At 51.6% G+C, this 13,241-nt stretch carries 14 protein-coding genes; 1 reads left to right on the forward strand and 13 read right to left on the reverse strand.

Going from position 1 to position 13,241, the window contains the following annotated elements; genetic code table 11:
- Positions 1-11: 11 nt before the first annotated feature.
- From LBW89_RS12155 to LBW89_RS12205, 11 genes are all read right to left on the reverse strand, one after another.
- A complete protein-coding gene (locus tag LBW89_RS12155; RefSeq protein ID WP_148450948.1) occupies positions 12-242 on the reverse strand; it encodes an EsaB/YukD family protein in 231 nt (76 codons plus the stop codon).
- 292 nt (positions 243-534) lie between these two features.
- Positions 535-1,041 carry a hypothetical protein gene (locus tag LBW89_RS12160; protein ID WP_148450949.1) on the reverse strand — a complete coding sequence of 169 codons (507 nt, stop codon included), beginning with the start codon at positions 1,039-1,041 and terminating at the stop codon, positions 535-537.
- Complete coding sequence (locus tag LBW89_RS12165; RefSeq protein WP_148450950.1) at positions 1,038-1,556, reverse strand: hypothetical protein; 519 nt, start codon at positions 1,554-1,556, stop codon at positions 1,038-1,040. Before LBW89_RS12165 ends, LBW89_RS12160 begins: the two co-directional genes overlap by 4 nt.
- 32 nt (positions 1,557-1,588) lie before the next feature.
- Positions 1,589-1,810, reverse strand: coding sequence for a hypothetical protein (locus LBW89_RS12170; protein ID WP_148450951.1), 222 nt, complete (start codon positions 1,808-1,810; stop codon positions 1,589-1,591).
- A gap of 29 nt (positions 1,811-1,839) precedes the next feature.
- On the reverse strand, positions 1,840-2,721 hold the full coding sequence (locus LBW89_RS12175; RefSeq protein WP_148450952.1) for a hypothetical protein: 882 nt from the start codon (positions 2,719-2,721) through the stop codon (positions 1,840-1,842).
- Entirely contained in the window at positions 2,718-3,701 is a 984-nt protein-coding gene (locus LBW89_RS12180; RefSeq protein WP_148450953.1) for a hypothetical protein, read from the reverse strand. Before LBW89_RS12180 ends, LBW89_RS12175 begins: the two co-directional genes overlap by 4 nt.
- Positions 3,679-5,148, reverse strand: coding sequence for a CpaF family protein (locus LBW89_RS12185; RefSeq protein WP_148450954.1), 1,470 nt, complete (start codon positions 5,146-5,148; stop codon positions 3,679-3,681). The genes LBW89_RS12180 and LBW89_RS12185 overlap by 23 nt, the downstream gene beginning before the upstream one ends.
- A gap of 17 nt (positions 5,149-5,165) precedes the next feature.
- Positions 5,166-5,993: a CpsD/CapB family tyrosine-protein kinase gene (locus LBW89_RS12190; protein WP_148450955.1), complete on the reverse strand. Its 828-nt coding sequence runs from the start codon at positions 5,991-5,993 to the stop codon at positions 5,166-5,168.
- On the reverse strand, positions 5,972-6,850 hold the full coding sequence (locus LBW89_RS12195) for a flagellar biosynthesis protein FlgA (RefSeq protein WP_148450956.1): 879 nt from the start codon (positions 6,848-6,850) through the stop codon (positions 5,972-5,974). The genes LBW89_RS12190 and LBW89_RS12195 overlap by 22 nt, the downstream gene beginning before the upstream one ends.
- 5 nt (positions 6,851-6,855) lie before the next feature.
- Positions 6,856-8,232, reverse strand: a complete 1,377-nt coding sequence (locus LBW89_RS12200; protein ID WP_148450957.1) for a helicase HerA domain-containing protein — start codon at positions 8,230-8,232, stop codon at positions 6,856-6,858.
- Positions 8,233-8,835: 603 nt separating this feature from the next.
- A complete protein-coding gene (locus tag LBW89_RS12205) occupies positions 8,836-9,888 on the reverse strand; it encodes a stalk domain-containing protein (RefSeq protein WP_170287045.1) in 1,053 nt (350 codons plus the stop codon).
- Positions 9,889-10,187: 299 nt separating this feature from the next.
- Between LBW89_RS12205 and LBW89_RS12210 the strand changes: the two genes are divergently transcribed.
- Positions 10,188-12,218, forward strand: a complete 2,031-nt coding sequence (locus tag LBW89_RS12210) for an Ig-like domain-containing protein (protein ID WP_148450959.1) — start codon at positions 10,188-10,190, stop codon at positions 12,216-12,218.
- A gap of 382 nt (positions 12,219-12,600) precedes the next feature.
- On the opposite strand, the gene LBW89_RS12215 is transcribed toward LBW89_RS12210, so the two are convergent.
- Both LBW89_RS12215 and LBW89_RS12220 read right to left on the reverse strand, forming a co-directional pair.
- Positions 12,601-12,777 carry a hypothetical protein gene (locus LBW89_RS12215; RefSeq protein ID WP_225039225.1) on the reverse strand — a complete coding sequence of 59 codons (177 nt, stop codon included), beginning with the start codon at positions 12,775-12,777 and terminating at the stop codon, positions 12,601-12,603.
- A 2-nt stretch (positions 12,778-12,779) separates the two neighbouring features.
- On the reverse strand, positions 12,780-13,121 hold the full coding sequence (locus tag LBW89_RS12220; RefSeq protein ID WP_148450961.1) for a sigma-70 family RNA polymerase sigma factor: 342 nt from the start codon (positions 13,119-13,121) through the stop codon (positions 12,780-12,782).
- Positions 13,122-13,241: the final 120 nt, after the last annotated feature.

Raw genomic sequence — 13,241 nt, forward strand, 5'->3', positions numbered from 1 at the left:
ATTCATCCCTTCTATACGAGAGTAAGCAGCGCCCCGTCCACAACGCCTTCTTCCTCCAGCGTCAGGGAGGGGTCCAAAATCCGGCCCAGCGGTTCAGCCTGGAGGCGATGCTCCGGTACGACGGGGAGATGCAGCGCTTCGGACAGCATCGCCAGCAGCTCTTGCGAGGTGACGAACCCCGGAACTTTCAATTCCTTCGTCAAATGCGGGCCGGCCTGGAACGTTACCAGGATATAGTCCATGCCGTCACTTCCTTTTGATATTCCACTTTTTACTGCGCTTATTAACGGGAAAATCTCCCGTTAATTTACCGCTACGAGCCCTTGGATCGGAATTAGCTGGAAAAACTCCATCTATTTCATGACTCCAGCCGCCGATCCCCCTATTTCTGGTTATTTAACGGGAGATTTTCCAGCTAATTCATCTATACTACTGGATAGCCACCCAATTAACGGGAAGAATTCCCGCTAATTAAGCTAATCGTCGTGCTAACTAAGCTATTTCGGCCAATCCGGCTCCTTCACATCGAACAAGTCAGTTTTTCACATCCAAAATCAGGCTACGTTTGGAGGTCAGCTTGGTAGCCGTATCTTTCCCGGCCTCCTCCGCAAGCTGCAAATACTTCGTCTTGAACTTGTACTCGGTCGTCGCCGTCATTTCCACCTTGGAAACCAGCTGTTCCGTCTCCAAATCGTCCTCTTCCGTAAAATCGAGTTCCACAATAAATTCATTGTATCTTCCGTCATTGGAGACGAACCTTAGCGTATCTTCACTCTGTCCCTTGTTCGTGCAGGTAAAATTCATCGCATCCTCGAACGATTCGGTAAAATACCCCACGAATTTCTCCCGGTCGACCTTCGCGTCCAGATTCCGCATTAACTCATATTCCAAGCTCCGGTCCCTGGCCGAACGGGCCGCATTCGTCAGCGCCGTGCCGAGCAGGACTTTCTCCTTGGTCAAGTTCGCGATCTCCGCGATCGGCTGCAAAAGAACGACGGCCAGAAACACCACCAGAATGCCTATCGCCACATTTTTCATCATTCATCACCGGTCGTGTATTCTCTCTGGTACTCGTCATACGGCAAATCCTTGTAATGTTTCAGCCCGATCGTCTTCATCGTGAACGAAACCGGAAACTCCTGTTCGATTTCCTTCCCCCAGAGCTTCATCTTGAACGGGTAAACGGCGCTTAATGTGATCGTAACCGGTTTTCCCCGCTGACGGTAGGGCTTGGAATCGTCATCCAGATTCTCGTAAACCTTGGCATCGGTATCCCCTTCCGCCGAGTGTTCATCGTCGTCATCCTTTACTTTCCGCACGGAAATTTGAATATCGTCCGGCCGCTGGTTGAAGATCGGCCGCTTCTGCAGCTCCTCCAGCACCTCGTCACGATAATCCTTCTTCAGGTAGTTGTCGCTGGCCACCTTTTGCGAGACATGAAAGGTTTCCACGATCAGCGTCGTATACCAGGGAAAGAAATATATAAAGTTCGTAAACACGATGATCGCCACTGTGACCAGGATAGAGATCAGGATGGATTTTGCAAATGCACGCATATCAATTCACCTGTGTGTTAAGACGTAGGAGATTAGCTGGTTCCGCCCATCTTTCCTTTAATCAAATCATCAAAGAGGAACTTCCACACTTCCTCGATCCATTTCTCCAATAAGCCGTTCTTCAGTGTCGTCACAATAAACGCCACAACAACAATCACCGCGACCGTAATCGCGATCTGCTTCACCCCGATATCCCCGGTCTCATCCTTCCAGAAATTTCGCTTCTCGATCTTTTCAAGCTCCTTATTTTTCATAAACTCCATCCTCCTCGTCCTCGGACAATTTATTGGAACATTTTTATGGAATCCAAAACGGTGAATAAATAGTAGATGGCGATATAAATCCCCAGCACGACGATCAAGATGAGTTGAATCCGCGAGTTCGTCCGCTGCCTGCGCTCCAGGTCTTCCTCCAGGGCGAGGATGCGGTAGCTGTCCACCTCATTCTTCAGGTAAACCATCTGCGAGATGTTGTCGTACCCTTTGAGCCGGGTTTCCATCAGATCGCAGAACTTGATGATATAGTGGATCGGCACGCGTTTCTTCAACTGTTTCAGCGCGTATTCCTCGCCGTACTCGATATTGTCGAGCATCACCCCGAGCTCCTCGGCCATATCCTTGTTGGCGTTCGGCAGATAGTCGCGGATGACGTCGGCCAGGTAGATGTTGACCGATTTGGAGTACTGGTAGTACACCATACTGTAGAACCCCGGAAAGTCATACGCGATATTTTTGTTCTTCTTCTCGATCTTCTTCTCCATTTCCGAGACCGGGTACATCCAGCCGAGGAAAATAAAGATCGCCGAGACGTAACCGAGCAGCTGATTGGCGCTCATCATCACGATCGTCACCAGCCCGCCGCCCACGGCATAGAACAACTGCTCCGCCCGCAGCTCCTCGGGCTTCATGTTCAAATCCAGACGGTCGATCATCTTCTGGAAGCGGGTGCGCTCCGCGGTGCTGAGCAGCCGGCCGATGTATTTCTCGGAGAACCGGCGCTTAAACACCTTAAACCTGTCATTCAGCTGCGCGTTCTTCCGCTCCTTCAAATATTTACGGTTGCGCTTCTTCTGCCGGGCATTTACGGGCCGAAAGAACGGGTAAATGAACGCCTTGACCAGGTAAAGCACCGCCACGAGAGCGCAAAACTTAGCCAATAAACTCATTTGCCATCACTTCCCGGACCCAGGTTGCCCTGCAGCGCCTGCGTACGGGCGAAGCTGAGACAGATGGTGCTGATCATCGCGGTGTTGATGAGCTTGCCCCAGGTGCTGTAGAGCATGAAATCGCGAAAATCCTCCACCGTTAAAGCGTACAAAAAGAACAAGACAATAATGACCGTTTTGATCAGGAAATCCCGGTTCATCTTACGGAAAATCCGGTCTTTGCGGGCGTTGATTTCCCGAAGCACCGCATTCTCATCGACAATATCGAGAAAAATGTCCGCCATCCCTTTGCGCTCGTTGTACTCGAACACGATGGCTTTTTTGGTGAAATTATCGAATTTCGGGCCGAGCTGCCGATTTAGCAGCGTGATCGCCTGTTTGAACGAGTAGCCGTTATTTTCGCAGTTATCGATGAATTGCTGAAAATAGGGCCGGATGCTGGGCTTGATGTACTCCTCGCTCTCCATCACTTTTTTGATCGCGACCAGTACGCCCTCGCGGGCCAAGGGACATATGATGTCCTCGGCGTCCATGATGCTCTCCAGCTTCTCCGCCTTGATCGCCTTCGACTGCATGACGAAGAAGGTAAGCAGCCCGATGAAAATGGCGACCGTAACGACAACCGCCAAGGTGACGTTTTGCATAAAAATGACCACGACGAGCACGACGATGGCAAAACAGATACAGAGCAGGGAAGTGAAACTTTCCAGCGTCAGCGGCAGATTGAAATCGAGAATCAACCCTTCGACGAGCCGGTTGTACTTGGCGTACACGTTTTCCTTCCGCTTCACGATCCGTTCTTTTTTGATCCGCTCCACATAGCGCTTCGTATTGTATCTGCCCAGGTGCTCCGCCAGCGTATCCAGCAAGCCCAAAAAGAAACGGCCGGTCCCTTCAAAGAACCGCACTTCGAACACCGCGTTGAACACAATAAAGGCGGTGATGCCGAAGAACAGACTAATGATTGAAGTTGTATCCATGGAATCCGTACTCCTCTATCTCATCTTCCCCGGGCGGCGAAGTCAGGAACTCGAAGCGGCTGCGCTTGATCCCCGCTTTGATCATCGTCTGCTGGACCTTCTCGGACAGCATGCCGACACGCTTGTGCTTGCCGATGATCTTCAGCACCCGGTGGGTGCCTTCTTCCTCCAGCACGTCCTCCGAGATGAACTTGTAGATCGGATTGACGATCGGTTCAAGCCCTTCGGAGCCGAGCACTTCCGAGATCGACGTGACTTTGCGGGTACCGTCCGCCAGCTTTTCCTGGAAAACGATAAATTTGACGGCGCTGCAAATGTTCCGCAAAGCCAGCTCGGCCGGCTCGTTGGAGGCCATCAGGTACGCGGTCAGGAAGCGGTAGATCGCTTCGCGGTCTCCCTCGGCATGCAGCGTCGTGAAGAAGAAGTGGCCGGTTTGCGCGGCCCGAAGCGCCGTGGCGAATTCCCCCGGCGTCCGCAGTTCGCCCGGACCGATCCAGTGCGGCGACTGCCGCATCGCGTTGATCAACAGATTTTCCATCGTCGCCGGACTGGCGTCGTCATCGTCGGGAACCGATTCATACTGCAGCACGTCGTTGATGATTCGTCCGTGCTCGCTGTTCCCTTCCCGCCGCTGCAGCCGCATTTCCGACGGATTCTCGATCGTAATGATCCGCGACAGCGGATTGATCTCCCGGACCATGATTTCGTTCAGCGTCGTCTTGCCGCTCCCGGTAGGCCCGACCGTAATCCAGGACAGATCCGCCTTCGGCAGCAGAGACAGCAGCTTGAACATATTGACGGAGAACGATTCGTTCTTGATCATCATTTCCGGGGTAATACTCTTCTTGCTGAATTTCCGGATCACGACGGCCGGCATATCGTACGGCGAGATGTCCGCGTGCGTCGCGTTGACCCGGTATCCTTCGATCGTCCGCGCGTTGACCATCGGGATCTTCGGGGTCAGCCGCACTTTGGAGACGCCGAGCAGCTTGGAGATGATCCGCTCCAGATGCTCCCGGTCGATAAAGTGCTGCTCCCAAGGAACCGTCTTCCCGCCGGTCTCCACAAAGATCTGATCCGTGCCGTTGATCCGAATTTCGTCGATCGACGGGTCTTCCATCGCCTTCGTAATCGGACCGTAGTGGGTGATCTCGTCGATCAGCGCTCTTTTCAACTCCACCAGCTCGTAGTAGCCTTCGACAACCGGCTTTTGTGAATCGACGAATTCATTGATGTAGGCCTTCGTCATTTCCCGCTTTCGCCCGGGATCGTGTTCCCGGCGGAAAGCGTGCGTCGCCACTTTGGTGATATATTTCTGACAGAGCTCCAGCGCTTCTTCAAATTGGATGGTCGTATATTTGTTTTTCAGATCTTCCATTTCTTCTTTTTTGACGATCTGATGGCTTACCTTCTGCTGCATGTCGCTGATTTTCGCACGGGTGAGCATAAATTCGTGTCCCTCCCTTACTGGTTGCCCAGGATATCCGCAAGACGCCGCATATCCTTGAGAAAATACCGGTTGACCAGCGGGTTATCCCTGATGTACAGCTTGCCTTCCAGCGCGCTGGCATAGGCCGCTTTGACCAGCGGCAGCGCCGCCACAATATTGAAGCCGAATTCCTTCAGCCCTTTGTAATCGTAATGGATATCCTGCATGTTCATCAGAATCACGCTGGTGAATTTCGCGGTGCTGATGCCGACCGATGCGGCAAAATCCAGCATCCGCACCATATTGCTCGAAGCCTCGATCCGCTCGGTCGCCGTAAAGAAGCCGATATGCGAATATTTCATCGCCCCGAGGCAAAACTCCAGCGGAGGATTATTCGGAATGTCCAGCAAAATGATATCGAACATGCTCTTCAGCGTATCGATGACCCGTTCCAGATGCTCGAACTCAAAGTCGAGGTACTCCTCGATCAAATCATGCGGGCTCGGCGACAGCAGGTACAACCGCTCATACTTCGTCGCCTGTATCTCTTCCCGGAAGTCGACCTTGTCGCTCTTCAGTACCCGGATCAGGCCGCTGCCTTTCTTGCTCGGCTGCGCGTCCAGAAAGTGATGCAGATTCGGGTTAAACACTTTTAAATCGACGATGCAGGTATTCAGCCCTTTTTGTCCCAACAGATAGCCGAGATTGCTGATGAGCAGCGCGTTGTCGACCATATCGCAGGCCGGAAGGAAGCCGACCACGCTGTAGATGAGCTTGCTCTCCTGCATTTCCGAGCCGACCCGATCCTTGGCCGATATTTTATTCAGCACCTCATCCAGGTTCAATCCTTGGTTTCGAGCCATGATTCCACCTCATTTTGCAAAGTAGGCAGCTGGTCCAGAATGACCTGGCTGTTCTTCCGGCTCAGGATCGTGATCAGATACTTCTTCCCTTCAAAGCCGTTATACTTGGCAAATTTGTCGATTTGCTCCCGCGATCCTTCCAGCAGCAAGGATTTCGGCTGGATACTCCGCAGGAAATCTTCGCTCTTCATCACTTCCTGCCGCTTGTCTTCACTGAGCTTGAGCACTTCCTTGTAAACCTCATAGATCGAGTGGCTGCGCGAATTGAGCATATCCCGGACCTCAATACTGTCGAACAAGACCTCGGTGCGCACCTCCGTCCCGGACGCCAGGAACCCGGCATTCGGATTTCCCGATCCCGTGCCGGTTTTTTCGGCCTCATACGATACGCGGATTCTGACCCGGTCCCCCGGCATCAGAATATCGCCGCCGGCTTCGAGAAAGTTGTAGGGCAAGGTCAGCACTTCGTGCTTGTCATCCAGCTGGTACAGCCATTCGTTCTGCTGCGGCTTCTCCGCCATCAGCTGGTCCTTGTACAGAATGCTTTTGTCCCGCATGTAATACTTCGTAAACTTATCCTTTACTTCCTCAAGATCCTCCGCCAGGATCATGTCCTCGGTATATTCCTTGCGGATGAGCGAATACTTCTCGATCATCTTCTCCGACAGCGGCACGTAAGCCGCGACTCCGCCACTCTGCTTGATCCGGAGTACCTCAACGGTGTCCTTGGCCGCCTCGTTCGCATTGTTCAACACGATAAAAGAGATTACGATGACCGCGATGCTGAACAGCAAAGCGAGTATTTTTTTGAACAGCTTTTTGTTCGGGGAGACGCTTTTTACTGTACTTAAATCCATATGAGTTACGCACCCTCCATCAATCTTAGAAGCATTTGACCAAAAGCCTTCTCATACTCGGCGCCCGCCTGGATCGCGGGGATATCCGTTTCGATCTGGCTGTCGAACCCGTCGCTGTAAGGGACGGAGCCCGCTGTTTTCATCTCGTAACGAAAATAGTCGCTAAGCCCGGAGGTCAGCAGCTCGCTCACCTTATCCGGAGCGAACAAGCTGTCCTGGAAGCGGGAACGGTCATTGTATTTGGTCACGATGACCTTGGATTTGGCGTTCAGGTAAGACGCGCGTTCCTGGTCCATGACGACCTCCACGTTCCGGATGGTGCTCAGCACGGCGTGGAGATTGTTCGGCACACAAAGACCGAACAGATCCATATGAATCATCGATTCGCGGAACACCCGGAACAGATCGAGCGGCATATCGAGCAGAACGAGATTAAACTTGGTTCGCAGGACGGAAATTAAGCCGATCAGCTTCTCCGTCGTATAGAACTGTTCCATTAACTTGCGGTCATGAAAAGAATAGCCCAATCCGGTAAGCCAAAAGTTGTCCTTGATATTAAAAGCGGTGGTCATATAGTCCTGCGGCCTGGCCAGCGTGCGGATCAGCGAAGCGCTCATCTGCTCGTCTTTGTTCGTCCGCTCATGGAAGCGGCTGAAATACATGTTCGTGCTGCGGTACTCCGCATCCATATCGATGATGATCGTACTGAGCCCCCGCTTGCTGGCTTCATGGGCCAAATTGACGACCGTGCTGGTCAATCCGCTTCCCCGATGGCCCGTAATGGCGGCAACGCGGCTGATTCCCCGGCTGACGTTGAGCAAATCCCGGGTCAGGCGGTCCGTCGCCTCCGGTTCGGCTTTCGGTTCCGGTTTGGAGCGGAAACGGTCGAAGAACGATCTTTTTTTCTCCGGCAGCTTATTCTCCTCAGGTTCCTCGGTAACGCGCTTGGGTTCTGATTTAGCAGATCTATGTATATCGGTAAGTTTTTTATGGCTCTGCTGATCCATCGCCTCCGCAAAAACCTCGGATGGAATCCGCACCTGGTCGGAAACGATCAGCGTTATGTTCGTATATTCTTTAGTCAGCGGCGCCAGTTCCTGAGGTTTCAAATAATCCCGCGTCACGATCAGGACCGGAATCCCGGGTTTTCTCCCGTTCTCGATCCATCGGAGCAGGGCCGTCAAATCCTCCCGATCCTGTCCGGGACGCCCGGAGAAAGCTTGATCCGTAATGAGCACGCCGTCCAGAGCCGGATTTTCGCGGGACAGGAACTCCCCGAGCTCCGGCAATTCCAGTCCGTTCGGATGGACCGACTCCATTTTTCGGCCTAAGCAGCTTGTCACTATTCTATGAAATCCACCGGATACGATAAGCCATTTCATATGTTCACCTGCTAGTAGATGGTTTTTCACAGGAATTAGTAATTTTTACCTCCCTGGCTTTTGCTATTATACAAGTAACCTATATCACAGACAATCCAAAAAACGATAAATAATCCCTTAGAAGGACGATTTCCAAGTATAGGAAGGCCCTTTGACATATCTTTTGCGGAACTGGGGAAAAAGTAGGATTCTTCCAAACAGTCGCCAAGAATTAGTGAGAAATGCAGAGGATGTAAAAAATACCCGGACTGCCTAAGAGAAAACTCGTGTTGATGTCAAACGTCGAGTCCAGAGTAGTCATCGCCAAATCCGTCTCTATTTTAATAGGAAGAAACTCGGAATGAAAAAGAACATGCAGCGCAATTTTTCGGTTTAACGGACTACACGAATCCGAAAAAAACGCATGACTTAAGATTCAAACACAAGTAAAATAACCTGTATCTTAAGTCGTATTTATTTATTAGTCCCTCCATCCCAGAACCCTTGATTCCTCGGACTATTTTCATACGAAATTGTGCTCTGCAAAGGTTTAGAAGTTCACAAAAATAAAACGGCGATCGCTTCAAAGTCATTGCGATCGCCGTAAAAGCTTACCATGATTTATTATACTCTTTTGTCCAGAACTCCATTGTTATCGTCGTCGTATACATACCCATCGATATCATAATTTCTGTACTCACTAGCCAATTCATCAATCATCCTTCTCAGCAAAGCGTTTTGATCGGTGCTTGATAGTCTATCCCAATCATCTTTCTCGACATAGACCTTCACAACAGCTTCTTCATCATCTTCATCCACAGTTAGTCTTATGGACAGCGGTATTCCGCGATAAGTGCCAAAATTTCTCTTCAACTTGTCAAGCATGTCATCCTTATCAGCCACACCGCTGCTAGACAGGGTGACATTACCGGAGCTGCTGACGGAGAACGATGTTAATTTCTTGGAGCTTTCGTTTCGCACAGTCCCACTAACATCAGCTCTATTAAACTCTTTAAGGATGTCATCCACAATAGCTTGAATAAATGTTTTCTTCCTATTGCTGGTCAAGTCATCCCAAGCGTCTTGGTCAACTTCCACTTTTACAGTGATATCGTTTTTGTCTCCGGATAGCGATATTTCAGCATCTAACCTGCTATAATAATCCTCATAGTCTTTGTTTAACTTATCTTCTAATTTATCCAGACTCCCCTTGCTGGTTGAATTTTTTTGCGCATTAAGTTGCGTTTCCAGTGAAGCGATGGTCTGATTCTTTGTGGCAAGGGTGGAATTCGCGTCGCTAAGCTCTTTTTTCAAACTGGTTACTTGACTTTCCAAGTCTTTGATCTGTTTATTCAAACTATCGATCGTGGCCTGGTCAATCGGAGCCGTTAGGTCCGAAATCTGAATTTGCTTTGCCGCGCCATCCCAATATAGTGATTTCCCAAGTGCTTCTCCCGCCATTCTGATAGGCACATACGTAGATCCGTCAACCACAAAAGGCTCCTGACCGGAAGTAGAACTGATAGTTTGACCGTTGTAAACAAGTTTAATGTTACTATATACCGCTTTCAATGTTTTTGTAGCCTCTGCCGCAAAAGTAGTGTTTGCCAGCACGGTACCCGATACAAGAGTCGCAGCTAGGGCTATTGCCGCTGCCGTTTGTTTCTTCATCTTCATTTGGTACATATTCCCCTTTTACATAATTCCCCAACCGATTTCCCCCATAGTACCCATAAAACCAGTTGTAGGTATATAAAAGGTTACCATAAATTTCTTGGAAGTGCGAATACAATGTACCAGTAATTAGCTACTTTATTAATTCGCACTTTCCGGCCAATCGGCCCCTCCCCTCCTTTACGACTATTTTCCAGAATCCTGGAATTTAAGAGTTTTGTTGGATTTCCCGTTTTTCTGTCTTCCTTGATAATGGAATGGGGTAATGTTCCTTGATAACCATTTTGAGAGGAGAACTGCTGATGTCTCAATTATTGAAAAGACTCACTGCCATATCCCTTAGCTGCCTGCTGGCCTGGACCGTTTGGCCGGGAACCGGTAAGGCCGCCGCGTCTCCGGAAAAACCGGGCACGCCGAAAATCGAGTGGAGCTTCGAGTTTGGACAAGCTTTTAGATCTTCCAAAGGAAACTCGGTTATCTCCGCTACCGATGGAGGGTACCTTGCCGTCGGTGACGTAAGCAACAGCTCAACTTCTTTTGGATACGTCGTAAAAACGGATGAGAGCGGCCGCACCCTATGGGAGCAAACCTTGAATGTTACCGGAGACCCCTATACGGATGGCGTCACGGCCCAAGGGATCATCCCCGTACGGGAAGGCGGTTATTTGGTGAGCGGAGCCGCGACGGACCGGACCGCCAGACCTTTAAACATTCCCTATTTGGCTAAGTTGGACAACCAAGGAAGTGTCGAATGGTCCCGCTATTACCACCTTTCGGACTACACTCATTTTTATGCGGAATCCGCTACGGAGACTGTGGATGGCGGATTTGTCTTTACGGGCTATGGCGCCAATTCCTGGGGCGAAGCTCCGGCTTATCTGATGAAGGTGGACCGGGAGGGGAACGAACTGTGGCACAAAACTTTCTCTCTTGGCGATAACCAGACCTTTAATGACGTCAGGGCGACTCCGGATGGCGGCGTTCTGGCGGTCGGTAAAATCGACAGCGTGATGCACTCGGATTCCGACGCCTCCCTGGTCGTGAAAGTCGACGCGAATGGTAAGGTGCAATGGGAAAAACAGCAGGTTTTTCCCGGCAGCGGCCGCTCCGCTTGGTCCATACAGATGACGTCGGACGGAAGCTATATGGTCTCCGGAATGACGCGTCAGGACGGTAAGCAGGTGCCGTTCGTGTTCAAAATGGATGAAAACGGAGAGATCCTGTGGGAGAAAACCTACCCGCTTGATGAGGGTGAGCATTTCTTCCAACAACTGGTTTCGACTCCGGATGGTTATGCGCTGCTTGGGCGCCACACCATCCGCGAGGATGTGTATACTTCGTCGTCGCAGTATCAAATTTTGCGGATAGACCACGACGGGAATGTGACCGGACATCTCCGGTTTGGAGGCCCGGGATTGGGATATATCGAGAAAGGTACGTACAGCCCGGACGGCGCTTTTCTTATGACGAGTCAAGTTAAATTAAACGAGAGGTACCTGATGCAGCTGATCAAGGTGTCCGGCGAAAGCGGGCAGCCTTCGGCGAATCTGAAGGAACTCCGGTTTACGGATCCGGCGCTGGAGCTTGGCGTCGGCGAACGCAAGCCTAGCGTCGTTGAGGCGGTTTATGCGGATGGAACCGCGTCGATCATCACGAACCAGACCGTATTCACCTCGCGAAATCCGGAAATCGCCGCCGTGGATCGCGACGGCTTCGTTACGGGCGTGTCCCTCGGGACGACGGAAATCGTCGCCGAATATGCCGGATTCTCCGCTAGACTGCCGGTAACGGTGACGGACATCCCTGGCGAAACGCCCGGGCGGTTCTCCCTGGACTCGGAGGATTATTCGCTGATGATCGGCGGTGAGCTGGATACCCAGGCTCTATTTACCGACGAGTCCGGGCATACCTCGATCGTGAACGGGGAAACCCGGTTTACGGTCGCCGACCCCGAAATCGCCCGGGTGGATGAGCGCGGCTTCCTCTACGGCCTCAAGCCGGGGCTCACTTCCTTAACGGCCGTTTACCGGGGCCACACTTTCACGGCGAGCGTGCTGGTCGTGAAGCCCTATGTGCCGGTGACCGCGCCGCCGGCTCCGGAAGCGCCGGAAGTGAACGAAGGGCCGGAGGGACCGCAAGTCCCTGCGGCGGAGGCTCCGGCGGGGCCGACCGCCCCTGAACCGGGCGCCGGTGCGGAGGAGCCGCTTAGCAGCGAGTCTCCGGCCCCGGCCCCGAGCGGCGGCGAGCGGCAGCCCGATACGCCGGCCGCGCCGGCCGCCGAGGGGGCTCCGGCTGTGCCCGCGGCCCCGGAAACACAGGGCGGCTTGAGCTAACCCCACGCTAAGCCGCCCCGCTGGACAACAAGCCCGGACTTTTATCCGGGCTTGTTCCCTGTTTGCCCCCTGACTCACAAAAGCCTGCAATAATGCAGGCTTTTCCGGCCGAGTCAGGGCTCGGCAGCGAAATTCCTGCAAATCCGCATCCTTTTTCGGGATAAACGGCCCGTCGGGCCCATTTCTCCGAAAATACCTGCATCTTTGCAGGAATTTTTGATTTATTCGAAATCGCGGCGGGAAAGCCTGCGCTTTTGCAGGAATTTAGCTTGCCTGCGCGAGAACGCAATGGCGCCGCCATATGCCATACGCACGCGCCCCGCCGGACAGCGCCGAAGGCGCAAAAAAAGCCGCCGTACTTGTCGCGGCGGCAAAAAAACCTTCACTTGTCCTGATCTTCCTGCTCCTTGATCAATTCCAGAAACTCCAGAATGATGTCGGATACCGCATCCTCGGCCGGCGAATGAATGTACTTGCTGACCCGCAAGATATCCCCTTTATAAAGTTCAATCAACTGCAGTACGGCCTCCGGGTCGTTCTGTTTCGCCCGATGAAGCAAAGTCAGGAACTCATCATCCGGGACAACTCTTGGATCATTTTGCGCTTCCATTTGTTCACCCCTTGCTGAGTCATATTCAATTCAAGGGCTACCTCACGCTCGGTCTTGTCTTGCAAATAAATCTTATAAATGATCATACGCCCCGTAGTTGAAGGCAAGGCATCGATCAGCTGACGAATCAACATTTTGTTATCAGAAGATGAGGTAAAACTGGATACGGCCGGTTCGAATCCGTTGAATGAACATTCCCGTCTTTTCACAACTTTGGCTTTGTACTGTACCCTCCAGGCGATCCGATAAACTTCTCTGCGATATTGCTCATACGCGGTTGTTTGTTCCTTCAAATTAACCTCCCCCTTCCATCTTCATCTTCTATGTATAGGGAAATGTGAAGGTTGAACCTACAACCATTAATATGCGAGTTAATTTTAATTATAACATTTTTTCTAATTATTGGTTGTTAC

The sequence above is a fragment of the Paenibacillus sp. alder61 genome, assembly GCF_020179875.1.
Classification (GTDB): domain Bacteria; phylum Bacillota; class Bacilli; order Paenibacillales; family Paenibacillaceae; genus Fontibacillus; species Fontibacillus faecis.

What these genes read in the sequence shown, in the direction of transcription:
- LBW89_RS12195 (WP_148450956.1), bottom strand. Translation starts at nt 6,850, where the DNA reads ATGGATTTAAGTACAGTAAAAAGCGTCTCCCCGAACAAAAAGCTGTTC.
- LBW89_RS12200 (WP_148450957.1), bottom strand. Translation starts at nt 8,232, where the DNA reads ATGAAATGGCTTATCGTATCCGGTGGATTTCATAGAATAGTGACAAGC.
- LBW89_RS12210 (WP_148450959.1), top strand. Translation starts at nt 10,188, where the DNA reads ATGTCTCAATTATTGAAAAGACTCACTGCCATATCCCTTAGCTGCCTG.
- LBW89_RS12205 (WP_170287045.1), bottom strand. Translation starts at nt 9,888, where the DNA reads ATGAAGATGAAGAAACAAACGGCAGCGGCAATAGCCCTAGCTGCGACT.
- LBW89_RS12170 (WP_148450951.1), bottom strand. Translation starts at nt 1,810, where the DNA reads ATGAAAAATAAGGAGCTTGAAAAGATCGAGAAGCGAAATTTCTGGAAG.
- LBW89_RS12160 (WP_148450949.1), bottom strand. Translation starts at nt 1,041, where the DNA reads ATGATGAAAAATGTGGCGATAGGCATTCTGGTGGTGTTTCTGGCCGTC.
- LBW89_RS12165 (WP_148450950.1), bottom strand. Translation starts at nt 1,556, where the DNA reads ATGCGTGCATTTGCAAAATCCATCCTGATCTCTATCCTGGTCACAGTG.
- LBW89_RS12190 (WP_148450955.1), bottom strand. Translation starts at nt 5,993, where the DNA reads ATGGCTCGAAACCAAGGATTGAACCTGGATGAGGTGCTGAATAAAATA.
- LBW89_RS12175 (WP_148450952.1), bottom strand. Translation starts at nt 2,721, where the DNA reads ATGAGTTTATTGGCTAAGTTTTGCGCTCTCGTGGCGGTGCTTTACCTG.
- LBW89_RS12180 (WP_148450953.1), bottom strand. Translation starts at nt 3,701, where the DNA reads ATGGATACAACTTCAATCATTAGTCTGTTCTTCGGCATCACCGCCTTT.
- LBW89_RS12155 (WP_148450948.1), bottom strand. Translation starts at nt 242, where the DNA reads ATGGACTATATCCTGGTAACGTTCCAGGCCGGCCCGCATTTGACGAAG.
- LBW89_RS12185 (WP_148450954.1), bottom strand. Translation starts at nt 5,148, where the DNA reads ATGCTCACCCGTGCGAAAATCAGCGACATGCAGCAGAAGGTAAGCCAT.